We start from the raw sequence: 23,421 nt of genomic DNA on the forward strand, positions 1-23,421 counted from the left end.
CGTCTTAACCAGACGGTATCGTTTTCAGATTGATTGGGCCGACACGCCGGCATCAAGGCAGGGCTTCCAGGCGGCTCAAGCCATAGGCGATCGCGAACATGGCGATGGCCACAACGAAATCAAGCCCTCTTACCATAAGCGGATTGGCGAAAAAGCGTGAAACGCGGTAGGCCGCGTATCCAGTCGCGTAAAACCAGATATAAGAGGCGGCGCTGGCGCCGATAATAAAGCTCAGCCTGGCATCATCAGGTTGCCGGGAGCCGATATTGCCGAGAATAAAAAAGGTGTCGAGATAAACGTGCGGGTTTAAAAGCGAAAACGCCAGCGCCGGGATCACCACGCTGCGTTGTTTCAGATAGCGCGCTTTCTCTGAGTTGTTGACATCGGACAGCACGGCTTCCCAACCTTTGGGATGCCGGGAGAAAGCATTCATCAAAGAGAGTAAACCGTAATAGACCAAAAACAAGACGCCAATCCATTTTGCGATAATGATCAGGCCAGGCACGATGGTCATCAGCGCCGACATGGAAAAGGTTCCCAAAATAATGAGTGCGCAGTCACAGCTTGCCGCTATCGTCGCGGCAAGAAAAACATTTTTATTTTGCAAACCCGTTTTAATGATGTAGATATTTTGCGCGCCAATCGCGACGATCAAACTGAGTCCGAGCGCAAACGCCCTGGCAATATGTAGTAGGTCTATCACTTAACTGTCCTTGGCCGGTATCGTATAGACGGTGAACTCGCCGCCGCAATTTCTCACAATACGCTGACACAATGCGTTAAGCGCATGAGTGCGGTACGCGATGGATGTTGCCGCGTTTCCCTGAACCACGATGAGAACACTTTTCGTGGCCGGAGAAACTTTTGCCAGATCGCTGTCTCTTGAATCAAGCCAGGCCAGCACCTTTTCGGTATCGGCATATACGTAATCATCTTTCGCCGTCGCCTTGTTTCCGCCGCCGATCGGGATAAACGCTTCCCCGCCGGCGGAGAAGCGAAACCAGATATCACCTTTGATCAAATCTCTGTCATGTACGCCGAAAGAGAGAAAGTGCTCCAGTGCGGCAAGGTTGTAGATATCGACAAGCGTATTGATAGAGGGAAATTTCCCTTTTCGTTTGACGATGCCGATCAGGGCTTCCGCGCTGGGAGGGAATTTTTTATTGCTTCTCCCTCGCCTGTGGATCATGTCCCGGTAGCCTTGAAGAATCGTATTGTCCCGGATAACGTCATCCGGCATGTTGCAGACGCTGCGCGCCGCGGCTTCGCAACTTAGTGCGATATCGGGGAGCAGCGGCTGCGTATTGTCAATGTTATACAGTTCGGCGACCACCACCGCGTCGATGCCAATGGCACCGAACGCGGTAGGAAGGTGGATGTCGTTGCGCCGATCTGCCGATGGGGTTGTTTTAGACGTCGGCATATTTTCGGGCATGGTTCAATGTTTCCTGTTCCGCCTGTTTAATTTGTTCCTCTGTTTTCGCCAGGGCTTGTTCATGCGTAATAAGCTCGGTACGCAGGTGGTCGATCATCTGACGCACTTTGTTCGGCCCGGTTGAGCCGTCGCTGCGCTGCCGCCTGATAACATGCGCGGGTGAGACGTATTCAATAATTTCTTGCTTATCGACCCGGATGCCTTGCGTTTCGAAGAAATGGCAGACCATTTCCGTGTTGCGTAGGTCGGTTTGCGCGTTGATCAGCGCCTTGGTCAACATACCGGTGATTCGATGGGCTTCGCGGAAAGGGATGCCTTTTTGACTGACCAGAAAATTGGCCAGTTCGGTCACGGTGGAAAAGTTTTGCCAACAGAGTTCCTCTGCTCTGGCTGAGTTATATTCGCAGTTTTCAATGTGGTGATGAAGGATGGTGGTGGTGTCCTTAATCGCATCGATCGCCCCCCACATCATGGGCTTATCTTCTTGAAGATCGCAGTTGTAGCCGAGCGTGACCCCTTTTACCATGGTCAGTAATTGCATCAGCGTGCCATAGACGCGGCCGACTTTGCCTTTCACCAGTTCGGCGACAACCGGATTTTTTTTCTGCGGCATAATGGAACTGCCGGTAGCGAATGAGTCGTCGACGCTGAGTAAACGGAATTCGTGGCTGCTCCAAATGACGATTTCCTCCGCCAGACGTGAATAGTTGCCCATCAGCAAGGCGAATGCCGAGGCTGACTGAAGCACGAAATCACGGCTGCTGGTGGCGTCAAGACTATGCAACAGAGGACGATCAAAGCCGAGCATCGCGGTCGTCATATAGCGATCGATGGGGAATGAGGTGCCGGATAAAGCACAAGCGCCGAGCGGGTTTAAATTCGTGACGTTCAGCGCCTGGCTTAACCGCTCCAGATCGCGTAGGAACATGCTGGCGTAGCAACTATACCAGAACCCCAGGCTGATAGGCTGCGCCGGCTGGAGATGGGTATACCCCAACGCGGATTTGTCCGCGTTTTTTTCTGACAGATCGAGTAACGATGCGACAAACGCGCATAATGTTTTTTGTATCTGCAACAACTCCGCGCGCAAATACATTCTCGTATCAAGGACGACCTGGTCGTTGCGCGAACGGGCGCTGTGCATCTGGCCGCCATGATCCAGTCCTATTTTTTGTATCACCAGTTGTTCAATATTCAGGTGAACGTCTTCATATTCGGGATTCAATTTCAGTTCACCGCGCTGGTGCTGTTCGTATAAACTCACCAGCGCTCCGAGGATTTTCCCTGCGGTTTCCGAAGAGACAATCTGACATTCCTTCAGCATCGCCACATGCGCCATGCTGCCGAGGATATCGAAAGGCAGCAGTCGCTCGTCGATGACCGTGGTATAAGTGTATTGCAGCACTTCGCCGGTGATATCTTTGCTGAAACATCCGCCCCAAAGTTTTTTGCTCATTACTTTGCTCCTGTTTTGACGTTCATCGTCGGCTTCCGGGATTGCGTAAGGTAGTTTTCGAGTTCCCGGTGAGTAAACAACCGGTCGCCCCAGCGTATTGCGGAACGGGGCAGGGGTTCGTCGTGATAAATTTTTATACAAACGTCATAGAGCAGCGTCAGGCAATACGCCGCGGTTCGGCTGCGCAGCATTTCAGGGGTTTCCGTGGGGGAAAGCCGAAATTCCGATGTCTGGATGATCTGCCCGTGATCGATATGCTTGTCCATGTAATGGCAGGTCGCGCCAAAGCGGGCGTCATGATTGTCGACAGCGTAGTGATATCCGCCGAGTCCGCGATATTTAGGCGAGGATGGGTGGAAGTTGATGGCGCCTTTAGCGGCATGATCCAGAATAGGTTCCGGCAGAACAAGGTCTGACTTGAAAGAGATAATCCAGTCACCCCGCCAGGTAGAAACCATCGGGTTTTTTTTCATACCGTTTTCCCAAAATACAGGCGTGACCCGGTTGAAAAGCGAAGAAACGAATTCGCAGGCGGTTTCCGACCAGAAAGAACAATCACCGATAAAAAGCACGCCGTCGTTTTTCTTTTTGTTCATGATGCACCTCTATTCCTTAATCTGTCCGGCCAGAGCGCTTATCCGGGTATTCAGCGTCAGGATATTCAGCAAACCCTCGGAATCCCGATGGTCGAAACTGCCCTCGTTTTCCATTGAGCCGTCTTTGCTGTAGAGGCTGTGTTTTACGTTATGGGTAGATAGATAAGACAGATTGCCTTTATAGAGGGAGAAGGTCACTTCGCCGCTGACCAGGGCGGTGACTTGCTGAATTGCGTGGCGCGCCATGCGGGAGCCGAGATCGATCCAATAGCCCTGATAGAGTTGCGTACCGAGATAGTCGGCGGTGTTGCGGTAAAAACTGAGGGCGCGTTTATCAAGGATCTGCTGTAGCAACTGCTGATAGGCGTAAGCGAGAATGGTCATCGCGGGAGATTCATACACGCCGCGCGATTTCACGCCGACGAAGCGGTTCTCCACCAGATTTTCGGCAATGCCGACACCGTGTTTGCCGCCGATGGCGTTAAGCGTTTCGAATATATCCACTAAGGCGAGGGTTTGACCGTTTAATTTCACCGGCCTGCCCTCCAGAAAGGTCAGACGGAGTTCCTCTGGCTGCGCGGCGGCGTTGATCGGCCAGCAGCCCAAGCCTGGATCCACGAAGTCCATACGGTTGGCAAGACTTTCCAGCGCGCCGCCCTCATGGGTCAAACCGAGTAGGTTGGCGTCCGTGGAATAGGGTTTGTCCGCCGTGGCCTTGATAGGGATCGCATGCTGTTGGCAGTAGTCGATCATTTCCCGCCGTCCTTTAAAGGCATCGAGAAAGGCGGCGTCACGCCAGGCGGCATAAAACTGCATGGTTGGGTCAAGCAGGGAGGCGATAACCTGGAATCTGACCTGATCGTTGCCGCGGCCTGTAGCGCCGTGGCTGAATATCGTAATGTTGCGCTCTTTAAGCTTCGGCAAAAGTCCCTTGATAATGACCTGCCGCCCGGCGCCGGTGAGATTCCAGTAATTTCCTTCGTATTTCGCGCCGGTTTGAATGACTTCCAGTCCCATTTCCGCCATTTTTTGTCTGAGATCAACGGCGATGAACTCTTTAGCGCCGGAAGCGAGCATCCTTTCTCCGATTTGGCCGAAATCATCTTCATCCGGTTGCCCCAAATCCGCCGTCAGGCACACGACGTTTACCCCCTGGTTGGCAAGCCAATGCGTGATCGTACAGCTATCCAATCCACCAGAAGCGGCAAAGGCCACTGTTTTACCCTTAAGTTCACCTATATTCATGTTTCTACCTAATCTCCGTATTGTGTCGGTTCATTATCTGAACGTGCTTTTCCCTGTGAGCAATAAAAAATAAAGTTTTATTATTCAGTTATTTGTCTAATTACCTTTTCCTTTAAACTGACGCCGTGAGAGAGATTAATTAACTTGTTTTACACTAGCAAGTCTGTTAAGAAACATTACGGTATGTTTAATTTTTCTTAAGCTGAAGGGCGCTTGTGAACATTGATATTCGCAAAATGGAAGCCTTAATGGCGGTGATTGAAACCGGGAGCTTTGAACTTGCGGCGAAGAGGCTAAACCTGACCACCTCGGCGATATCGCAACGTATCAAAGCGTTGGAAAGCGCTATCGGCAAACCTTTGGTCATTCGAGGCAAGCCTTGCGCTTCTACTGAAGGAGGGAGGAAGCTGGTTCAATATTTGCGCAGGCAGAAATTTCTTTATCAGGAATTTGAATCCGAATTTTTGGGTAAAGAAAACACCAAGGTCAAAATACGCATCGCCATTAATCAGGATTCGTTGGACACATGGTTTTTACCCGCCGTTCAGCCGGTTGTTCAAAAGAAAAGTATTTTATTGGATATCATCGTGGACGATCAGGACTATACGCTGAAATCGCTGGCGGAGGGCAATGTGATTGCGGCTATCTCTTCTATCGCCAAGCCGATGCGCGGTTGCGACGTGGTGCCGCTTGGCGCGATCCGCTATCGTTTTCTGTGCAACCCCGATTTTTATCAACGCTGGTTCGCGCACGGCGTTACCCGCGAGGCGCTACAGAAGGCGCCGCTGATGATTGTCGGCAATAAGGACAAGCTACAGTCGGATTTCCTGAATCGGGTGTTTTCCGTTAATCAGGAAGCGTGTCGATATCACTGCGTGCCGTCTGCCGCAGCATTTTATATCGCGGTGCAACAGGGGTTCGGCTACGGTATGATTTCGGAATTGCAGTATGCCGACAATCTGGCGACCGGCGCGCTGGTGGATATTTCGCCGGGCGCTTATAGCGATATTGACCTCTATTGGCATCACTGGAAAGTGCAATCGCCGTGCATCGATTGGCTCACGCGTTGCCTGACGGCTGAAGCCTGCCGTTATCTGGCAAGATCCCCTTTGCCTGATGAGGGCCTATCGTCAGCGGTCGGGATATAAACCCATCGGTTTTCAGCGGGGATCGACATTGCGCAGCGTTACTGCCCGTTCTCCTGCAAGGCTTTTACGACTTCCTCCGCCAGAATGGCGATGCCGCGCTCAATGCTCTCCGGGTCCGGCACGTAGTTCATGCGTAGACACTGGTGCGCATGCGGCCATGTTTGCTCTTGTCCCGGGAAGAAGTAATGGCCGGGCACCATCAGCACCCCCCGTTTCTTTAATCGCTGGTACAGCACCTCGGTGGTGATGGGCAAATCCTTAAACCATAACCACAGAAAAATCGCCCCCTCCGGCTTATGGATAAGACACTGTTCCGGCGACAGATAGCGACGGATCGTGGCGATGGTTTCCGCCACACGCTGTTGATAAAACGGGCGTACGACCTCATTGGACAACCGCAGCAAATCGCCGCGCTGGATCATTTCATGCGCCATCGCCGGACCAATCGCTCCCGGCGACAGGCTGATGATGCCGTTCATATTGCCAATGGCGGAAATGACCTTTTCGTCCGCGATAACGATGCCGCAGCGTGAGCCGGGCAGCCCCAGCTTGGACAGGCTCATGCACAGAATAATGTTCGGGTTCCACAGCGGCGTGGCCTCACTGAAAATAATACCGGGGAAAGGGACGCCGTAGGCATTGTCAATCAGTAACGGAATATCGTGCTGTTGGGCCAGAATATCCAGACGCATCAGCTCGTCATCGGTCAGCACATTGCCGGTCGGGTTGGTCGGTCGGGAAACGCAGATCAGCCCGATATCGTCGGTAATCGACAGATGATCGAAGTCGACATGGTATTTAAACTGTCCCTCCGGCAGCAGTTCAATCTGCGGACGAACCGAGGTAAACATGTTTTCATCCAGTCCGGCATCCGTGTAACCGATGTATTCCGGCGCCAGCGGGAATAGCACCTTGCGTAGGCTGCCGTCGGCATGTCGGCCGGCAAACAGATTGAATAAGTAGAAAAATGCACTCTGACTGCCATTTGTCAGTGCAATATTCTGTGGTCCAATCTGCCAACCTAATTTATCGCGCAGCAGATCGGCGAGTGAACCGAGCAGAATGTCTTTACCCTGCGGGCCATCGTAATTACATAAGGCGTCGGTTAATTTCCCCTGTTCCAGCATGTCCTGACAGAGCTGTTGAAAATAGCTATCCATCGCCGGAATATGCGCCGGATTACCGCCCCCCAACATGATTGCCCCTGGCGTACGGAGTCCCTCGTTCAAATCATCCATTAACTGGGTGATGCCTGCATGACGGGTGAATTTGTTGCCGAAAAGAGAAAAGTTCATAGTTTGTTAATCAACGGTAATACATGGGTGGACGGCAACCATAACGCTTGCGTTACCGTGGTGCAATGCGGCGGAAAATCAAACGGTTGTTGTATTGTTCTGATCTGGCTTTATTTTTCAGCATAAAGTACTGATAACCTAAAGCGTATTACCATCAAGCGACGGGTTGTTTTTTGATTAAAGCTGAATCGATATCAGCTTTAACCGATCTGTACGCTATTATTTTGTAATAAGCATTAATGTTTCTAACGTTATTGTGATCTCCATAGAAGAAATTCACTGGTAAAACGCTATTTATTGAACTGGTGATAAGTATCACATTCTGAAATTCAGCTGATTTGTAGTCTTGGCAGCGTATTGGGCTAAATCAATTCAGCAAAAAGGAAAAATGAAATGAAAAAATTACTGGTAATGGGAATTTCATTAGCGCTGGCTTCATGGCAATTATCGGCTCAGACATTTGTGCTGACGGATGCTGAAGGCAGCGTGGAGAAAGGGAATTGGCAGATTAGCAGCGACGCGATGAAGATTAAGGATCAGCACTTCAGCATTGAGCAAAGCGTGCTGCGCGGCGGGCGTCAGGAAGGCAGTAAAATCATCACTATCAACAGTCAGAATGGGCTGAAAATTGTGCTTAGTCCAACCCGCGGCATGGATTTGCTGCACGTCACGGGCAAAAACATCCGTTTAGGGTGGGATTCTCCGGTTAATGAGGTGGTGAATCCGAATACGATCAACCTGGAAAGCCGTAATGGGGTGGGGTGGCTGGAAGGTTTCAATGAAATGATGGTGCGCTGTGGTTTTGAGTGGACCGGGCACCCGGTGGTCAGCGACGGAATGCTGTATACCCTGCATGGGCGCGCCGGGAACACGCCAGCCTCGAAAGTGGTGGTCGACGTCAGCGAGAAAGCGCCTTATCAGATCACCGTCCGCGGTCTGCTGAAAGAGAACAGCTTCAAGAAATCGAATCTGGAAACCTGGACGGAACTGCGTTACATCCCCGGCAGCGAATCCTTTACCGTTCATGATGTGCTGACCAATAAAGCCGATTATGCCCGTGATTATCAGATTATTTATCACAGCAACTTCGGTACGCCGATCCTGGAACAGGGCGCGCGTTTTATTGCGCCGGTAAAGGATATTTCACCGTTTAACGACTATGCCAAAGCCGGTCTGAAAGAGTGGCAAACCTATCAAGGCCCCACCAAAGACTTTGACGAAATGGTCTTCAACCTGACGCCGTATGCGGATCAACAGGGGAAAACGTTGGCGGCGTTGGTCAATCGCGCCGGTGATAAAGGGGTATCGATTGAATTTGATACTCATCAACTGCCGTTGCTGACGTTATGGAAAAACACCGATACGGAAAAACAGGGCTACGTTACCGGTATTGAACCCGGCACCAGTTATGCGTATCCGGTTACCATTGAGCGCGAACAGGGGCGGGTAAAACAACTGCAACCGGGTCAGAGCACCGTCTTTGAACTGACATACAGTTTGCTGAGCAGCGCGGATGCGGTACAGAAAACGGAGCAACGGGTGAAAGCGATTCAGGGCGAAAATAAAACCACGCTGACGGAGAAACCGATCGCGGTTGAGTGATCGCTACGATAGCGGCTTCTTGAACAAGGCGGCGTCAGCCGCCTTGTTCGCGGTGGGCTGAACCTATTTCAGCACCTGCGGGTTAACGCAGTTTTCTTTTACCCGGCCGCTCAGTGCGGCGATCAGGTTATCCACGGCGCAGGCTGCCATGGCATAACGGGTTTCATGCGTTGCCGAACCGATGTGGGGCAGCGCCACCACGTTTGGCAGGCTTAGCAGCGGAGAGTCAACAGGCAGAGGTTCTTTAACGAAAACATCCAGGCCGGCCGCGTGGATGGCGCCGTTGGCGAGGGCGTCGATCAGCGCGTCTTCGTCCACCACCGCTCCGCGACCAATATTAATCAGGATGGCGCTGGGCTTCATTTTTGCCAATTGTTCACGACCGATAAGATGGTGCGTTTCGGCGGTCAGCGGAAGGGTGATACACAGAAAATCCGCTTCAGCCAGCAGCGTATCCAGCTCGCAATAGCGCGCGTCAAAGCGCTCTTCGGCTTCCGTATGGCGGCGGCGCGCGTTGTACAGCACCGGCATGCTGAATCCAAAGTGAGCGCGTTGCGCCACCGCCAGCCCGATGCGGCCCATACCGAGAATGCCGATGGTTTTATGATGGACGTCCGTACCGAACCAGTCGCTGCCGATGCCGCTCTGCCACTCACCCGCTTTTACCCGTTCGGCCACTTCAACAACCCGGCGGGCGCTGGTCAGCATCAGCGCCAGCACGGTATCCGCCACGGTTTCAGTTAACACCGTTGGGGTGTGCATGAGAATAACGCCTTTTTCGTTGAGGGCATCCACATCAAAGGTGTCATAACCGACGGAAATGGTGGAAGCGGCGCGCAGGCGCGGCGTGTGTTGCAGAAATGCTTTATCTACGTTGCCGCCGGCGCCGAGGAGGCCTTCGGCCTGCGCCAGCGCCGGATGGTTCTCGGGCGGCAAGTCGTCAAATTCAGTGACGGTGAAGTGTTGATCTAAACGGGCACGCAAATCGTCAGGGATCTTTTTATACAGAATAACGCTAGGTTTCATCGCAAACTCCGGCAATTGAGAGAGGTTAACGCAGAAATAGCTGTTGGAATCATCGCCAAGCCACATCACACAGTATGCATGATGAAAAAGATTAGCAGGAAAAGTATTGCAGGATCACGCCGGCAATCGCCGGGAGACCTGTTCCCACAGAATGCGCAATCGCAGAAGTTCGCGTCCGTAGTAGTCAATATCGAGCCTGTTTACCTCATCCAGCTGTTGTTTAAAGTGAGGCGCGATACTGGTTACGCCATTCAGCGCCCCGCAGATTGCCGTCGCCATTGCCCCGATGGCAGCGGTATCGCCTCCCAGGTTGGCGCACAGAATGGCGCAGCGGTTGGGGTCGGTTTGCGCCAGTTCAACCATGGCAATCGTCGCCGGCACCGATTCAATCATGTCCGTACCGGCGCCAATCAGATTATAAATCTGCGTCATCGCGCGTTCTGCGCCGCCGGCGCGTTTGACGGTCTCTAAAGCTAGTTCGATACGGCAGGCCAGGGATGCGCTGTAGGTGGTAATCCTTCTGTTCTGCGCCGCCTGGGCGACAGCCGGCAGTTCATTGCAGATCCCGTTCCAGGTGGACGTACCTTCAATCGCTCTGGATATGGCCCAGGCGATCGCCACGGCGCCGGCGACGGCAATATCGGATTTATGCGTTACGCTGGAAGCGAGCGCGACGTTATTGATGAAATCATTCAGTGAACGGGGAGGCAGCAGGCAACCTAACGGGGAAATTCGCATCGCCGCGCCATTAGTGATGCCGTTGTTTTCCAACTCGTGAATGTCGACTCCCTGCCGTAGCGCGGTTAACGCCGCTTTTGATGCGGGGCCGAGGATATTTTTCTCAAATGCGCCGAACGACAACGCCCACTTCAGAAGATGCTCGCCTATCGCCGTTGGGTCGATGCGGCCTTCACATTCGATAAGGGCATCCGCCAGCGCGATAGCCATTGCCGTGTCGTCGGTATATTGCGCGGCCTGAAAATAACGGGCGGCGCTATTATTCGCCGGGCCGGGCAGGAAACGATCAATCCAGCCAAAATGGTTTTTAATCCGTGTACGCGGCCACAATTCCGACGGCATTCCCATCGCATCGCCCAACATCTGACCATATAACGCGCCATTAATACGGTTCTGCTTATTTGATGGCATGGTACATCCTTAACGAACTTGGATAATCCCCTGTCCATGATGGTTATTAAGAGAGGCCGTCCGACTGGCTTTTTCGTGGTTAATGATTGATTTCGGCAATGAATTTCCTCTGATCAATGTTCACGCCGTGATTAAACAAGAAAGCAGGAAAACGTTACTGCACAGCGTAACACCAGATAGAATTAAGATAGTACCTTTACAGTAGATTAGTTGGGCGGAATGTGAGGGTTTATTTAATCTGGCGACAGCCGCGGGGCCGGATCCTGCGGCTGATGCGCGCGGATCACGTTTCCGTTTCCTGACGACGGAAACAGTCGATGGTATGGTCGTTCACCAACCCGCCGGCCTGCATAAAGGCGTAACAGATGGTCGAGCCGATAAACTTGAAGCCGCGCTTTTTCAACGCCTTTGACATGGCGTCCGAAATAGCCGTTTTAGCCGGCACATCGGCAAGCGACGCCGGACGGTTAAGCTGCGGCTGATGGTCGACGAATGACCAGATGAAACGGGAAAAACTTTCGCCCTGATTTTCCATCTCCAGCCAGGCGCGGGCGTTGGTGATAATGGCGGTTATTTTTCCACGATGGCGGATGATGCCGCTGTCCTGCATCAGTTTATCCACATCCTCCTGGGTCATTTGCGCAATCTGCCCGGGATCAAACTGACGGAAGCAACGGCGATAGTTTTCACGTTTTTTCAGTACGGTAATCCATGACAGCCCGGCCTGCTGGCCTTCAAGGCAAAGCAGCTCAAACAGTTTTTGACTATCCGTACAGGGTTTTCCCCATTCATTATCGTGATACGCCTGATAGAGCGCATCCTGGGTCACCCAGCCACAACGATTCATTTTATTTTCCTGTCATGAAATGGTCTGTCGGCAGGTTGTTATTCGATACGGTTGTTGGTATTGATAGCAATGCCGCTGACAATATAATGCGATCATTGCATTTCAAGCACTGTATATGCAACCAGCTTTTTGTGTCATGGCTCACAGATATCATGATGCTGACCATTAAGCTGTCTGAATAAAAAACGATAACGAGTGACTGATTGGGGAACGGGAATGGCGGTTGAGTGGATTCTGGCCTATCTGGCGTTAGGCGCGGTAGTGGGTTTTATGGCGGGGCTATTGGGGATCGGCGGCGGCGGCATTATGGTGCCGATTCTGACCGCATTGTTTGCCGCACAGGGCGTGCAGAATGAGCATTTGGTGCATGTGGCGCTGGGAACGTCAATGGCGGCGATTGTGATTACGGCGATCTCCAGCCTGCGCACGCACCATCAGCATCAGGCGGTTTTATGGCCGGTCGTATGGCGGATTACCCCGGCGATACTGATTGGCACGTTTGCCGCCACCTGGCTGGCGACGCTGCTGCCGACGCGGACGCTGGCGATCTTCTTTTCCTGTTTTATGGCTTATGTCGCGCTGCAAATGGTGCTGAATATCAAGCCCAAACCGCAGCGTCAATTACCCGGCACGGCGGGCATTTCGCTGGCGGGACTGGTGATTGGCGGTATTTCCGCCCTGGTGGCGATTGGCGGCGGATCGCTGACGGTGCCGTTTCTCACCTGGTGTAATGTGCGTATTCAGCAGGCGATCGGCACATCGGCGGCGGTCGGGTTGCCTATCGCGCTGGCCGGGGCGCTGGGATACATGATCAACGGCTGGTCGGCGAGCGGTTTGCCGGACTATACCCTGGGTTATGTTTCGCTCCCGGCGGTGTTGTTAATCTCCGTGGTGAGCTACTTCACCGCGCCGGTCGGAGCGCGTCTGGCGCACCGTCTGCCGGTGGCGACATTGAAGAAGGCGTTTGCCGCGCTGCTGCTGTTGCTCAGTCTGAAGATGCTGCAAACGGTGTTTACCGGCTAATTCTCTGCCGGCGAAGGGATGCGGGCAGACGCCGCCCGCATGAAAAATCGCCGCCGATATGCACTTGTTGCCGCATTCTGGCTGTATATCTTGCACTCAGAGGGTATACTGGCGCATTCATTGTAAATCCACTTGTATCGCTGCGAATCCAACATGCAAAAGTTTGATACCAAGACCTTTCAGGGCCTGATCCTGACGTTACAGGATTATTGGGCGCGTCAGGGCTGCACCATTGTTCAACCGTTGGACATGGAAGTCGGCGCCGGCACCTCACATCCGATGACCTGTCTGCGGGCGCTCGGCCCGGAGCCGATGGCGACCGCCTATGTGCAGCCGTCCCGCCGCCCGACCGACGGCCGCTACGGCGAAAATCCTAACCGCCTGCAACACTACTACCAGTTTCAGGTGGTGATTAAACCCTCACCCGATAACATTCAGGAACTTTACCTCGGTTCATTGCAAGAGCTGGGTATGGATCCGACTATCCACGATATCCGTTTCGTGGAAGACAACTGGGAAAACCCGACGCTGGGCGCCTGGGGCTTGGGTTGGGAAGTGTGGCTGAACGGTATGGAAGTCACCCAGTTCACCTACTTCCAGCAGGTCGGCGGGCTGGAGTGCAAACCGGTTACCGGTGAGATTACCTACGGCCTGGAACGTCTGGCGATGTACATCCAGGGCGTGGACAGCGTTTACGATCTGGTCTGGAGCGACGGCCCGTTGGGTAAAACCACCTACGGCGATGTGTTCCATCAGAATGAAGTCGAGCAATCGACCTATAACTTCGAACACGCCGATGTCGATTTCCTGTTCAGCTGCTTTGAGCAGTATGAAAAAGAAGCGCAGCACCTGCTGGCGCTGGAAAAACCGCTGCCCTTACCGGCTTACGAACGCATTTTGAAAGCGGCGCACAGTTTTAACCTGCTGGATGCGCGCAAAGCGATTTCTGTTACCGAGCGTCAGCGCTATATCCTGCGCATTCGTACGCTGACCAAAGCGGTAGCGGAAGCCTATTATGCCTCCCGCGAGGCGTTGGGCTTCCCTATGTGTAACAAGAACATGTGCAATAAGAAAGAGAGCTAAGAGGCAGCCATGACTGACAAGACTTTTCTGGTGGAAATCGGCACGGAAGAGCTGCCGCCGAAGGCTCTCCGCAATCTGGCGGAATCTTTTGCCGCAAACTTTACCGCCGAGCTGGATGCCGCCGGTCTGGCGCACGGCGAAGTAAGCTGGTTCGCCGCGCCGCGTCGTCTGGCGCTGAAAGTCGCCCGCTTGAGCGCCGCGCAGCCGGATCGTGAAATAGAAAAACGCGGCCCGGCGATCGCCCAGGCATTCGGCGCCGACGGCAAGCCGACCAAAGCGGCCGAAGGCTGGGCGCGCGGCTGCGGCATCACCGTCGATCAGGCGGAGCGCCTGACGACCGACAAAGGCGAGTGGTTGTTATACCGCGCGCAGGTTAAAGGCGAGCAGGCTCAGGCGCTGCTGGCGGGGATGGTGAGCGCGGCGCTGGCTAAACTGCCGATCCCGAAATTGATGCGCTGGGGCGATAAAGACACCCAGTTTGTGCGTCCGGTGCATACCGTGACGCTGCTGCTGGACGATGAACTGATCCCGGCGACCGTGCTGGGTATCGACGCCGCCCGCACCCTGCGTGGCCACCGTTTTATGGGTGAAGCGGAATTCACCATCGATAATGCCGATCAGTACCCTAAAATCCTGCTGGATCGCGGTAAGGTCATGGCGGATTACGACCAACGTAAAGCCAAAATCAAAGCCGATGCCGAAGACGCGGCGCGTAAAATTGGCGGCAACGCCGATCTGAGCGACAGCCTGTTGGAAGAGGTCGCTTCGCTGGTGGAATGGCCGGTGGTGCTGACGGCGAAGTTTGAAGAGAAATTCCTCGCGGTGCCGTCCGAAGCGCTGGTTTACACCATGAAGGGCGACCAGAAATACTTCCCGGTGTACGACAACGACGGCAAGCTGCTGCCGAACTTTATTTTTGTCGCCAACATCGAATCCAAAGATCCGCAGCAGATTATTTCCGGTAATGAAAAAGTGGTGCGTCCGCGTCTGGCTGACGCCGAATTCTTTTTCAACACCGACCGTAAAAAACGGCTGGAAGATCATCTGCCGCGTCTGGAAACCGTGCTGTTCCAGCAACAGCTGGGTTCGCTGCGTGACAAAACCGATCGCATTCAGGCGCTGGCGGGCTGGGTTGCCGCTCAGATCGGCGCGGACGTGAACCACGCGACCCGCGCCGGTCTGCTGTCCAAGTGCGACCTGATGACCAACATGGTGTTTGAATTCACCGACACGCAGGGCGTGATGGGAATGCACTATGCGCGCCACGATGGCGAGGCGGAAGATGTGGCCGTCGCGCTGAACGAACAGTATCAGCCGCGTTTTGCCGGCGACGATCTGCCGTCTTCCCCGGTTGCCTGTGCGTTGGCGATTGCCGACAAAATGGATACGCTGGCCGGGATTTTTGGCATCGGTCAGCATCCGAAAGGGGATAAAGACCCGTTTGCGCTGCGTCGTGCGGCGCTGGGCGTGCTGCGTATTATCGTCGAGAAGCGTTTGCCGCTCGATTTGCAGACCCTGACGGAAGAGGCGGTGCGCCTGTACGGCGACAAGCTGACCAACGCCAAGGCGGTGGATGAGGTGATTGAGTTTATGCTCGGTCGTTTCCGCGCCTGGTATCAGGAAGAAGGCCACAGCGTGGATACCATTCAGGCCGTGCTGGCGCGTCGCCCGACGCGTCCGGCCGATTTCGATGCCCGGGTGAAAGCGGTCACTCATTTCCGTACGCTGGAGGCCGCCGCCGCGCTGGCCGCGGCAAACAAGCGCGTATCCAACATCCTGGCGAAATCCAGCGATACGCTAAAAGCGAATGTTGATGCGTCGGTATTGAAAGACGCGGCGGAAATCACGCTGGCGACGCATGTCGTGGTGCTGTCTGACAAGCTGGAGCCGCTGTTTGCCGCAGGTCGTTATCAGGAAGCGTTGGCGGAACTGGCTTCGCTGCGCGAACCGGTCGATGCGTTCTTCGAGCAGGTAATGGTGATGACGGATGATGAACCGGTGCGTATCAATCGTCTGACGCTGCTCAACAAGCTGCGTGAACTGTTCCTGCAAGTCGCCGATATTTCGCTGTTGCAGTAGCGTGCTTTGTGCTCCCTCTTCATGCTGAGGGGGAGCATCATGTTTAACCCGGGGCTGGTTAATAACGTTTTGACCACCTTGGGAATATTTTATTTGGTATCTGGATAGTCTATTTTCTTCCCCGCAATAATGGCGTATTCATTACTGATGTAAATTAAATATCATTCTATTAACGTAGAATATTAATTAATATTTCATTTTTACAACATAATAATAATTGTTTTTATTCCTCTCTATTATATTGTTAACGTTAAGTTTTTCCTCGATTTTATTGTGGTTTTCATATTATTTCATTTTTTGTGAAATAGAATAAAGATCACAATTCTTACCCAGTGTCGCGCCTATACTGGGAAAAATTTCTGATCGCAATCATTACGCGATGAAGTATCGTTGAAATAAATAACACCGTGTTTTTTATTAATTTCAAGGCAGAATGGATGGTCTTGTTATTGGTCGGAATCGGGTAGAAACAACAAATAATATACCGGGGTATTCTGAACTGCCGATAACGTCGTTGCTCTCAGTCTGCTGTAACACTATTTCTATAGTTTATTATTAATTGCAGGAGATTATTATGAGTGCGCTTAATTTTTCTATTCCACGGGATATCACCTATGGTGAAAATGCGATGGATCGGCTGGCAACCCTGCGGGGTCGCCGAGCGGCTATCGTGACCGGCGGCAATTCCATGAAAAGGCATGGCTTTCTGGCAAAAACCGAGCAACTGCTCAGGCAGGCGGGAATGGATTGCCTGCTGATTGATAATGTCGAACCTAATCCCTCGGTGGAGACGGTACAGCGCGGCGCGAAAGCGATGCTTGAATTCGAGCCGGACTGGATTGTGGCGATTGGCGGCGGGTCTGCGATTGATGCGGCGAAAGTCATGTGGTGCTTCTACGAGCACCCGCATCTTACGCTGGAGGACATTCTGCCCGTTGGCGCGATGCCGTCGCTGCGCAACAAGGCAAAGTTCGTCGCCATTCCTTCCACCAGCGGTTCCGCCTCGGAAATTACCGCCTTTTCGGTGATCACCGATACCGCAAGCCATATTAAATATCCTATCGTTGCGGCGGATATGGTGCCGGATATCGCCATCCTCGATCCGGCCATTCCGGCCACCTGTCCGCCACACATTACCGCCTATTCGGGGATGGATGTGTTGACCCACGCGCTGGAAGCGTATGTGTCCACCGCCGCGACCTCATTCACCGACCCCTACGCGCTGGAGGCCATTCGGCTGGTGTTTGAGAATCTGGAAACGGCTTACCTTTCGCCGGACAACATGCAGGCGCGTTATCACATGCACAATGCCTCTGCGCTGGCGGGAATTGCTTTTACCAATGCATCGCTGGGGATTATCCATTCGCTGGCGCATAAGCTCGGCGGTGAGTTCGGCGTGACGCATGGGTTGGCTAATGCGATTTTGCTGCCTTACGTGATCCAGTATAACCGCCACTGGACCAATAAATATCAGCTGATTGAAAAGCGCTTCGGCATTATCAATCTGGCGAGCGCCATCCGGGATCTGAACCATCGGTTGAATATTCCCGATACGCTGAATACGTGCGATGAAGTGGATTTCGCTGAAGAGAAATTCGTGAAGGTACTCGATCGCATGAGTCACAACGCGCTGGCCGATCCCTGTACGCTGACCAACCCCGGCAACCCAAAAGTGGAAGACATGAAAGAGCTGTACACCGTGGCGTATTACGGGCATTAATCCTTTTCAACGGTAAAATTTTAACGTCCGGGACCGGCTTGCCGATCCCGGACGTTATCTTTTGTCACCGCGCTATTTTGCCCGTTGCATCAGGCTGATTCGACTATGCTTACTGTAATCTGAAACACGCCGTCGACGTATTGTATACGTGAAAATCACTGACTGACCGAGAAGCATGTAAAACAGGGGTATGGAATGAAAATATTGATGGGATATCGCTCACGCTGGTTACTGCCAATACTGATGTTTTTTATGGGATTACAGTTGGTTGCCTGCGGTGATTCCGAAGCCGACCAGCGCAAAGCGTTTACTGATTTTCTGCAAAATGTTCAACAGCAACAGGATGGAAAACTGCCTGCGTTGACGGAGGAACAAAAGAAGACATTCGGGCCTTTTGTCAATGATTACGCGATTTTGACCACATTTTCCCAGCAGGTGAATCAAGCGGTGGCGGGGAGCCTGACGCCGATGCTGGAGCAAGTTTCCCACATTCGCGTACCTCAGGATTATCTGTCTCAACGCGATAACCTGCGGCAATCCATTGGCGCGCTGAATTTGTTAGGCCAGCAGGTTCAGGCCGCCAAAGCACAGGCCGACAACGCTCACCGGGCGCTCAAACAGCCGGAGGAGCTACAGGTCGCCTATGAGCGGTTGTACGCGCGGGTTGTGACGCAGCCGACAAATGTATTACTGCCGGTCATTCCAAGCGCCATCGCGTTCGCTCAAAGTCTGATTCAGGTGGGGGATTACCTTCAGGCGCAGGGCGATCAGGTGGTGTTCAACGGCGCCTCGGTTCAGTTCCCTACGCCACAGCAGGTGGCGCAGTACAACGGCATGGTGTCGGAATTGCCTGCGCAACAGCAGAATCTGTTGAATGCGCTAAAGGCGTTGGGCGTCACCGCGACACCGTAGGAGAGGCGGCCTGACGAGAAGATGTTGGGCGGGATGAAAATAAATTGTGATTGTCATCACATAAGTGAAACAAAAGCTTGGTTAAAAAATGTGATTAACGTCACATAAAAAGCCTGTAATGATGCGCCGATAGCGCCGGATTTTGGCTTTTTAAGCGTTTTTTGTGAAATGGATCACTTATTTGTGGCAGTGATGTAGGGTGAATGTGTGATTTTTGTCACGTTTATGCCACTGAGTTGCGGTATGAAAACAGCGTGCTAGAGTCCTCGCTGCATACAGTAATACTGACGGGGACGTTCATAGGACGACTCGTTCGCATAGCGTCTCACGATAATTATCACGCGCTCTTATTGGCAGCGCGTCTCAATAGGGGTGTGTTTTATGCTTTCACCAGACATCAAGATCAAAGTTCAGAACTTTGGTCGCTTTCTAAGCAACATGGTGATGCCCAATATCGGCGCATTTATCGCCTGGGGTATTATTACCGCACTGTTTATTCCTACGGGTTGGATCCCCAACGAGACGTTGGCGAAACTTGTCGGCCCGATGATCACCTATCTGCTGCCGTTGCTGATCGGTTATACCGGCGGTCGCCTGGTGTTCGGCGAACGCGGCGGCGTGGTCGGCGCCATCACCACCATGGGGGTTATCGCGGGTACGGACATCCCCATGTTCATGGGGGCGATGATTGTCGGCCCGTTGGGCGGCTGGGCCATTAAACGTTTCGACGGTATGGTTGACGGCAAAATCAAAAGCGGTTTTGAAATGCTGGTCAACAACTTCTCTGCCGGTATTATCGGCATGTTGCTGGCGATCCTGGCGTTTTTGGCGATTGGCCCGCTGGTCGAAGTCTTTTCCCAGGTGCTGGCCGCCGGCGTCAACATTATGGTGCAGAATAACCTGTTGCCGCTGACCTCGATTTTCGTTGAACCGGCAAAAATTCTGTTCCTGAACAATGCGATTAACCACGGCATCTTCTCGCCGTTGGGTATTCAGCAGGCGACGGAAACCGGGAAATCCATTTTCTTCCTGATTGAAGCCAACCCAGGCCCCGGTATGGGCGTGCTGATGGCCTATATGTTCTTTGGCCGCGGCAATGCGAAAGAGTCTGCGCCGGGCGCGGCGATCATCCATTTCCTCGGCGGGATCCACGAAATTTACTTCCCTTATGTGCTGATGAATCCGCGTCTGATCATCGCGGTGATCCTGGGCGGTATGACCGGCGTGTTTACCCTGACCCTGCTGAGCGGCGGCCTGATTTCTCCGGCGTCTCCCGGCTCTATTCTGGCGGTATTGGCGATGACGCCGAAAGGCGCCTATTTCGCCAACGTGGCGGCGATTGCGGCGGCTTTTGCGGTGTCTTTCGTTGTTTCCGCCATTCTGCTGAAAAGCACGAAGAACAAAGGCGAGGAAGATCTTGGTGATGCCACTCGCCGCATGCAGGATATGAAATCGGCCTCTAAGGGCGTGGATCGCGCCAATACCGGCGTCAGCGGCGATATGAGCACCGTGCGTAAAATCATCGTGGCCTGCGATGCGGGTATGGGTTCCAGCGCGATGGGGGCCGGCGTGCTGCGCAAGAAAGTACAGGATGCCGGGCTGAAAAATATTTCCGTGACCAACAGCGCCATCAACAACCTGCCGGACGATGTCGATCTGGTCATTACCCACCGTGATCTGACCGAGCGCGCGCTGCGCCATGCGCCGCAGGCGCAGCATATCTCGCTGACCAATTTCCTCGACAGCCAGCTGTACGGCGATGTGGTGGCGCGTCTCGTCGCCGCGCAGGGCGAGGGCGGCGCTGCCCAGACGCCCGCGACGGCCGCTCAACCGGCTGCCGTCAGCGACGCGCCAAATCTGTTCCAACTCGGCGCTGAGAATATTTTCCTCGATCAGCATGCGACGGATAAAGAGCAGGCCATCCGTTTTGCCGGCGAGCAACTGGTTAAAGGCGGCTTCGTTAAGCCGGAATACGTCGATGCCATGCTGGAGCGTGAAAAACTGACTTCAACCTATCTGGGCGAGTCCATCGCGGTGCCGCACGGAACGATTGAAGCGAAAGATCAGGTACTGAAAACCGGCGTGGTTTTCTGCCAGTATCCCGACGGCGTGCGCTTCGGTGAGAATGACGATGACGTCGCGCGTTTGGTTATCGGTATCGCCGCCCGTAATAACGAACACATTCAGGTGATTACCAGCCTGACCAATGCGCTGGACGATGCCACGGTGATTGAACGTCTGACGCATACCCGGGACGTGCAGGAGGTGCTCGATCTGCTGTCGGGTAAAAAGAGCGCCTAAGTTCACGGCTGTGCCGCCTGCGGGCGGCCTCTTTTTATATTTTCGTTTTAAAAGGTTAAAGCATAATGAAAGCATTACATTTTGGCGCCGGAAATATCGGCCGGGGATTCATTGGTAAACTGTTGGCCGATGCCAACATCGAACTGACGTTTGCCGACGTCAGCCAGCCGCTGCTGGATGCGTTGAACAGCCGCAAAAGCTATCAGGTGCGTATTGTGGGAGAGCAAACGCGGCTTGAAACCGTCAGTAACGTTAGCGCGGTTCACAGCGGCGGCCCGGAGGCTGTTGCGCTGATTGCCGACGTCGATCTGGTCACGACGGCCGTCGGGCCGCAAATCCTGGAAAAGATTGCCGGAACCATCGCCCAGGGGCTGCTGAAGCGTCACGATAACGGTAATTTGCAGCCGTTAAACATCATTGCCTGTGAAAATATGGTGCGCGGCACCAGCCAGCTTAAGCAGCATGTACTCAAACTGCTGCCGGAAGATAAGCTGGAGTGGGTGGTTGAGCATGTGGGATTCGTCGATTCCGCGGTTGACCGTATTGTGCCGCCTTCCGAAGCCGGCAGCAGCGATGTGCTGGCGGTAACGGTAGAAACGTTCAGCGAATGGATCGTCGACCAGACGCAGTTCAACGGCGAGCCGCCGGCGATCCCCGGTATGGAACTGACCGATAATCTGATGGCGTTTGTCGAGCGTAAGTTGTTTACGCTCAACACCGGTCACGCCATTACCGCTTATCTGGGCCAGCAGTCCAGACACCAGACCATCCGTGATGCCATCCTTGATCCAGAGGTTCGCGCCGTGGTCAGAGGGGCGATGGAAGAGAGCGGCGCCGTGCTGATTAAACGCTACGGTTTCGATGCCAATAAACACGCCGCCTACATCAATAAAATTCTCAGCCGCTTTGAAAATCCCTATCTGCACGACGATGTCGAACGTGTGGGCCGCCAGCCGCTGCGCAAGCTGAGCGCTGGCGACCGGCTGATCAAGCCGCTGCTGGGTACGCTGGAATATAACCTGCCGTACGATAACCTGATTATCGGTATTGCGGCAGCGATGCACTACCGTAGCGAGCAGGATCCGCAGGCGCAGGAACTGGCCGCGCTGCTGCAAAAACTGGGGCCACAGGCGGCATTGGCGCAGATTTCCGGGTTGGATGCCGACAGCAAGGTTGTCGCGCAAGCAGTGAGTGTGTATAACGCCATGCAGTAATCGGCGCGTCTCGGCACAAGGCGGGTTTGCCTTTGCCTGATTACCTGGGTGCGTTCGGAACCGTTGAGATATAGAACAGGTGATGTTACATACCGACATCGCCGCACTCGCTGGTAAAACCCTATTATCGGGTAAGGCAAATCTGCATGTGGGTTAAAGGTACGAGAAGTGACGATGGAAGAAACACAGGCGTTTGAAAATCGGGTTCTTGAATCGCTGAATTCAGCAACGACGGTGCGCGGTTTTATGCTGCAAGCCGTCGAGCTGCTGGCTGAGGCGGCCAGTATTCTGATGTTGCAGGTGTTTCGCAAGGATGACTATGCGGTTAAATATGCGGTGGAGCCGCTGATGACGGGAACCGGTCCGCTGGGCGATCTGTCTGTGCGTCTCAAATTGATTTACGGATTAGGGATGATCAGTCGTAAAGAGTATGAGGATGCAGAACTGCTGATGGCGCTGGGTGAAGAGCTCACGCACGACGCCCATGACTACCGTTTTACCGATGATGAAATTCTCGGTCCGATTGGCGAATTGCACTGCGTCAGCGCTCTGCCGCCAGCGCCGCCATTGCCCGCTGGCGGCGACCCCGCCGACCAATTACTGATTGGTATGCAACAGCAGCGTTATCAGCAGATGGTGCGCTCGACGCTGCTGCTGTCACTCACCGAACTGATTTCCCGGATTAGTTTGAAAAAGGCTTTTTAATCCCTATTTCTTCTTCCCTTCGCCCACTGCACCGACAGGCGGTTTGGTGTATGCTTGTGCCCCGCACGATTCTCCGGTTAGATAGGTTTATAGGTTATGAAAGAGCAGGAAAAAGCAGAAATTAAACGCCTCAGCGATCAGCTGGATAAGTTGAACCGGAAGCAAGACACCCTGCTGGCACAGGGGGATGCGGAGGCGATTGCGCTTAATCTGGAAGCCTGCGGGAAACTGGCGGCGGAAATTGAACGTCTGCGCAGCGTAAAAGAACAGAAACTCAGCCAGGAAGCGCAGAAGCTGGCCCGCTTGCCGTTTAGCCGCGCCATCACCAAAAAAGAGCAGGCCAATATGGGCGCGTTGAAGAAAAGCGTGCGCGGCCTGGTGGTGGTACACCCCATGACGGCGCTGGGCCGTGAAATGGGGCTAAAAGAGATGACGGGTTACGCCCCTAAACCCTTTTAAGCCGCGCTGTTTCCTGCCCTTCTCCTCCGTCATGCCCGCGAAAGCGGGCATCTCAGCAACACCAAGCCGCCGGTGGTATTCGCGGATGACTATGGCGGAGTGGGTTTGTCGGCAACGTCCATATTG

At 53.6% G+C, this 23,421-nt stretch carries 20 protein-coding genes; 11 read left to right on the plus strand and 9 right to left on the minus strand.

Going from position 1 to position 23,421, the window contains the following annotated elements; translation table 11 throughout:
- Positions 1–52 precede the first annotated feature (52 nt).
- The 5 genes from JG725_RS16055 to argG are packed head-to-tail and all read right to left on the minus strand — an operon-like array spanning position 53 to position 4,732.
- On the minus strand, positions 53–703 hold the full coding sequence (locus JG725_RS16055) for a LysE/ArgO family amino acid transporter (protein ID WP_172291016.1): 651 nt from the start codon (positions 701–703) through the stop codon (positions 53–55).
- Positions 704–1,435 (minus strand): B3/4 domain-containing protein, encoded by a 732-nt coding sequence (locus tag JG725_RS16060; protein ID WP_199378793.1) that lies wholly within the window; start codon positions 1,433–1,435, stop codon positions 704–706.
- Positions 1,410–2,891, minus strand: coding sequence for an argininosuccinate lyase (argH, locus tag JG725_RS16065; protein ID WP_199378795.1), 1,482 nt, complete (start codon positions 2,889–2,891; stop codon positions 1,410–1,412). Before argH ends, JG725_RS16060 begins: the two co-directional genes overlap by 26 nt.
- Entirely contained in the window at positions 2,891–3,487 is a 597-nt protein-coding gene (locus JG725_RS16070) for a formyltransferase family protein (protein WP_172291019.1), read from the minus strand. Before JG725_RS16070 ends, argH begins: the two co-directional genes overlap by 1 nt.
- 9 nt (positions 3,488–3,496) lie before the next feature.
- Positions 3,497–4,732 carry an argininosuccinate synthase gene (gene argG, locus JG725_RS16075; RefSeq protein WP_172291020.1) on the minus strand — a complete coding sequence of 412 codons (1,236 nt, stop codon included), beginning with the start codon at positions 4,730–4,732 and terminating at the stop codon, positions 3,497–3,499.
- Between the two features lie 215 nt (positions 4,733–4,947).
- Here argG and JG725_RS16080 point away from each other — a divergent pair, with 215 nt between their 5' ends.
- Positions 4,948–5,880, plus strand: coding sequence for a LysR family transcriptional regulator ArgP (locus JG725_RS16080; RefSeq protein WP_172291021.1), 933 nt, complete (start codon positions 4,948–4,950; stop codon positions 5,878–5,880).
- 38 nt (positions 5,881–5,918) lie between these two features.
- Here JG725_RS16080 and JG725_RS16085 read toward each other — a convergent pair whose 3' ends face one another.
- Complete coding sequence (locus JG725_RS16085; RefSeq protein WP_199378797.1) at positions 5,919–7,175, minus strand: valine--pyruvate transaminase; 1,257 nt, start codon at positions 7,173–7,175, stop codon at positions 5,919–5,921.
- A gap of 393 nt (positions 7,176–7,568) precedes the next feature.
- Between JG725_RS16085 and JG725_RS16090 the strand changes: the two genes are divergently transcribed.
- The gene (locus JG725_RS16090; RefSeq protein ID WP_172291023.1) at positions 7,569–8,777 is read left to right on the plus strand and encodes an aldose 1-epimerase family protein; all 1,209 of its coding nucleotides are present in this window, start codon (positions 7,569–7,571) and stop codon (positions 8,775–8,777) included.
- Between the two features lie 63 nt (positions 8,778–8,840).
- On the opposite strand, the gene ghrB is transcribed toward JG725_RS16090, so the two are convergent.
- The 3 genes from ghrB to JG725_RS16105 form a co-directional block, all read right to left on the minus strand.
- Positions 8,841–9,803 carry a glyoxylate/hydroxypyruvate reductase GhrB gene (ghrB, locus tag JG725_RS16095; protein WP_172291024.1) on the minus strand — a complete coding sequence of 321 codons (963 nt, stop codon included), beginning with the start codon at positions 9,801–9,803 and terminating at the stop codon, positions 8,841–8,843.
- 114 nt (positions 9,804–9,917) lie between these two features.
- On the minus strand, positions 9,918–10,952 hold the full coding sequence (locus JG725_RS16100; RefSeq protein WP_172291025.1) for an ADP-ribosylglycohydrolase family protein: 1,035 nt from the start codon (positions 10,950–10,952) through the stop codon (positions 9,918–9,920).
- A gap of 283 nt (positions 10,953–11,235) precedes the next feature.
- Positions 11,236–11,799, minus strand: a complete 564-nt coding sequence (locus JG725_RS16105) for a DNA-3-methyladenine glycosylase I (RefSeq protein ID WP_199378799.1) — start codon at positions 11,797–11,799, stop codon at positions 11,236–11,238.
- A gap of 216 nt (positions 11,800–12,015) precedes the next feature.
- Here JG725_RS16105 and JG725_RS16110 point away from each other — a divergent pair, with 216 nt between their 5' ends.
- The 9 genes from JG725_RS16110 (at position 12,016) to JG725_RS16150 (ending at position 23,295) form a co-directional block, all read left to right on the plus strand.
- Entirely contained in the window at positions 12,016–12,822 is an 807-nt protein-coding gene (locus JG725_RS16110; protein ID WP_172291027.1) for a sulfite exporter TauE/SafE family protein, read from the plus strand.
- A gap of 153 nt (positions 12,823–12,975) precedes the next feature.
- Positions 12,976–13,905 (plus strand): glycine--tRNA ligase subunit alpha, encoded by a 930-nt coding sequence (glyQ, locus tag JG725_RS16115; RefSeq protein WP_172291028.1) that lies wholly within the window; start codon positions 12,976–12,978, stop codon positions 13,903–13,905.
- A gap of 9 nt (positions 13,906–13,914) precedes the next feature.
- Positions 13,915–15,984, plus strand: coding sequence for a glycine--tRNA ligase subunit beta (gene glyS / locus JG725_RS16120; protein WP_199378801.1), 2,070 nt, complete (start codon positions 13,915–13,917; stop codon positions 15,982–15,984).
- 574 nt (positions 15,985–16,558) lie between these two features.
- Positions 16,559–17,704: an iron-containing alcohol dehydrogenase gene (locus JG725_RS16125; RefSeq protein WP_199378803.1), complete on the plus strand. Its 1,146-nt coding sequence runs from the start codon at positions 16,559–16,561 to the stop codon at positions 17,702–17,704.
- A gap of 195 nt (positions 17,705–17,899) precedes the next feature.
- A complete protein-coding gene (locus JG725_RS16130; RefSeq protein ID WP_233356451.1) occupies positions 17,900–18,616 on the plus strand; it encodes a DUF3053 domain-containing protein in 717 nt (238 codons plus the stop codon).
- A gap of 381 nt (positions 18,617–18,997) precedes the next feature.
- Positions 18,998–20,917, plus strand: a complete 1,920-nt coding sequence (locus JG725_RS16135) for a PTS mannitol transporter subunit IICBA (protein ID WP_199378804.1) — start codon at positions 18,998–19,000, stop codon at positions 20,915–20,917.
- 65 nt (positions 20,918–20,982) lie between these two features.
- Positions 20,983–22,131 carry a mannitol-1-phosphate 5-dehydrogenase gene (locus tag JG725_RS16140; protein ID WP_172291032.1) on the plus strand — a complete coding sequence of 383 codons (1,149 nt, stop codon included), beginning with the start codon at positions 20,983–20,985 and terminating at the stop codon, positions 22,129–22,131.
- Between the two features lie 174 nt (positions 22,132–22,305).
- The gene (locus JG725_RS16145) at positions 22,306–22,836 is read left to right on the plus strand and encodes an MltR family transcriptional regulator (protein ID WP_172291033.1); all 531 of its coding nucleotides are present in this window, start codon (positions 22,306–22,308) and stop codon (positions 22,834–22,836) included.
- 96 nt (positions 22,837–22,932) lie between these two features.
- On the plus strand, positions 22,933–23,295 hold the full coding sequence (locus JG725_RS16150; RefSeq protein ID WP_172291034.1) for a YibL family ribosome-associated protein: 363 nt from the start codon (positions 22,933–22,935) through the stop codon (positions 23,293–23,295).
- The last annotated feature ends 126 nt before the right edge of the window (positions 23,296–23,421 follow it).

The sequence above is a fragment of the Brenneria sp. L3-3C-1 genome (assembly GCF_016456245.1).
GTDB lineage: Bacteria > Pseudomonadota > Gammaproteobacteria > Enterobacterales > Enterobacteriaceae > Brenneria.

What these genes read in the sequence shown, in the direction of transcription:
- JG725_RS16060 (WP_199378793.1), bottom strand. Translation starts at nt 1,435, where the DNA reads ATGCCCGAAAATATGCCGACGTCTAAAACAACCCCATCGGCAGATCGG.
- argH (WP_199378795.1), bottom strand. Translation starts at nt 2,891, where the DNA reads ATGAGCAAAAAACTTTGGGGCGGATGTTTCAGCAAAGATATCACCGGC.
- JG725_RS16070 (WP_172291019.1), bottom strand. Translation starts at nt 3,487, where the DNA reads ATGAACAAAAAGAAAAACGACGGCGTGCTTTTTATCGGTGATTGTTCT.
- argG (WP_172291020.1), bottom strand. Translation starts at nt 4,732, where the DNA reads ATGAATATAGGTGAACTTAAGGGTAAAACAGTGGCCTTTGCCGCTTCT.
- JG725_RS16085 (WP_199378797.1), bottom strand. Translation starts at nt 7,175, where the DNA reads ATGAACTTTTCTCTTTTCGGCAACAAATTCACCCGTCATGCAGGCATC.
- JG725_RS16090 (WP_172291023.1), top strand. Translation starts at nt 7,569, where the DNA reads ATGAAAAAATTACTGGTAATGGGAATTTCATTAGCGCTGGCTTCATGG.
- ghrB (WP_172291024.1), bottom strand. Translation starts at nt 9,803, where the DNA reads ATGAAACCTAGCGTTATTCTGTATAAAAAGATCCCTGACGATTTGCGT.
- JG725_RS16100 (WP_172291025.1), bottom strand. Translation starts at nt 10,952, where the DNA reads ATGCCATCAAATAAGCAGAACCGTATTAATGGCGCGTTATATGGTCAG.
- JG725_RS16105 (WP_199378799.1), bottom strand. Translation starts at nt 11,799, where the DNA reads ATGAATCGTTGTGGCTGGGTGACCCAGGATGCGCTCTATCAGGCGTAT.
- JG725_RS16110 (WP_172291027.1), top strand. Translation starts at nt 12,016, where the DNA reads ATGGCGGTTGAGTGGATTCTGGCCTATCTGGCGTTAGGCGCGGTAGTG.
- glyQ (WP_172291028.1), top strand. Translation starts at nt 12,976, where the DNA reads ATGCAAAAGTTTGATACCAAGACCTTTCAGGGCCTGATCCTGACGTTA.
- glyS (WP_199378801.1), top strand. Translation starts at nt 13,915, where the DNA reads ATGACTGACAAGACTTTTCTGGTGGAAATCGGCACGGAAGAGCTGCCG.
- JG725_RS16125 (WP_199378803.1), top strand. Translation starts at nt 16,559, where the DNA reads ATGAGTGCGCTTAATTTTTCTATTCCACGGGATATCACCTATGGTGAA.
- JG725_RS16130 (WP_233356451.1), top strand. Translation starts at nt 17,900, where the DNA reads ATGAAAATATTGATGGGATATCGCTCACGCTGGTTACTGCCAATACTG.
- JG725_RS16135 (WP_199378804.1), top strand. Translation starts at nt 18,998, where the DNA reads ATGCTTTCACCAGACATCAAGATCAAAGTTCAGAACTTTGGTCGCTTT.
- JG725_RS16140 (WP_172291032.1), top strand. Translation starts at nt 20,983, where the DNA reads ATGAAAGCATTACATTTTGGCGCCGGAAATATCGGCCGGGGATTCATT.
- JG725_RS16145 (WP_172291033.1), top strand. Translation starts at nt 22,306, where the DNA reads ATGGAAGAAACACAGGCGTTTGAAAATCGGGTTCTTGAATCGCTGAAT.
- JG725_RS16150 (WP_172291034.1), top strand. Translation starts at nt 22,933, where the DNA reads ATGAAAGAGCAGGAAAAAGCAGAAATTAAACGCCTCAGCGATCAGCTG.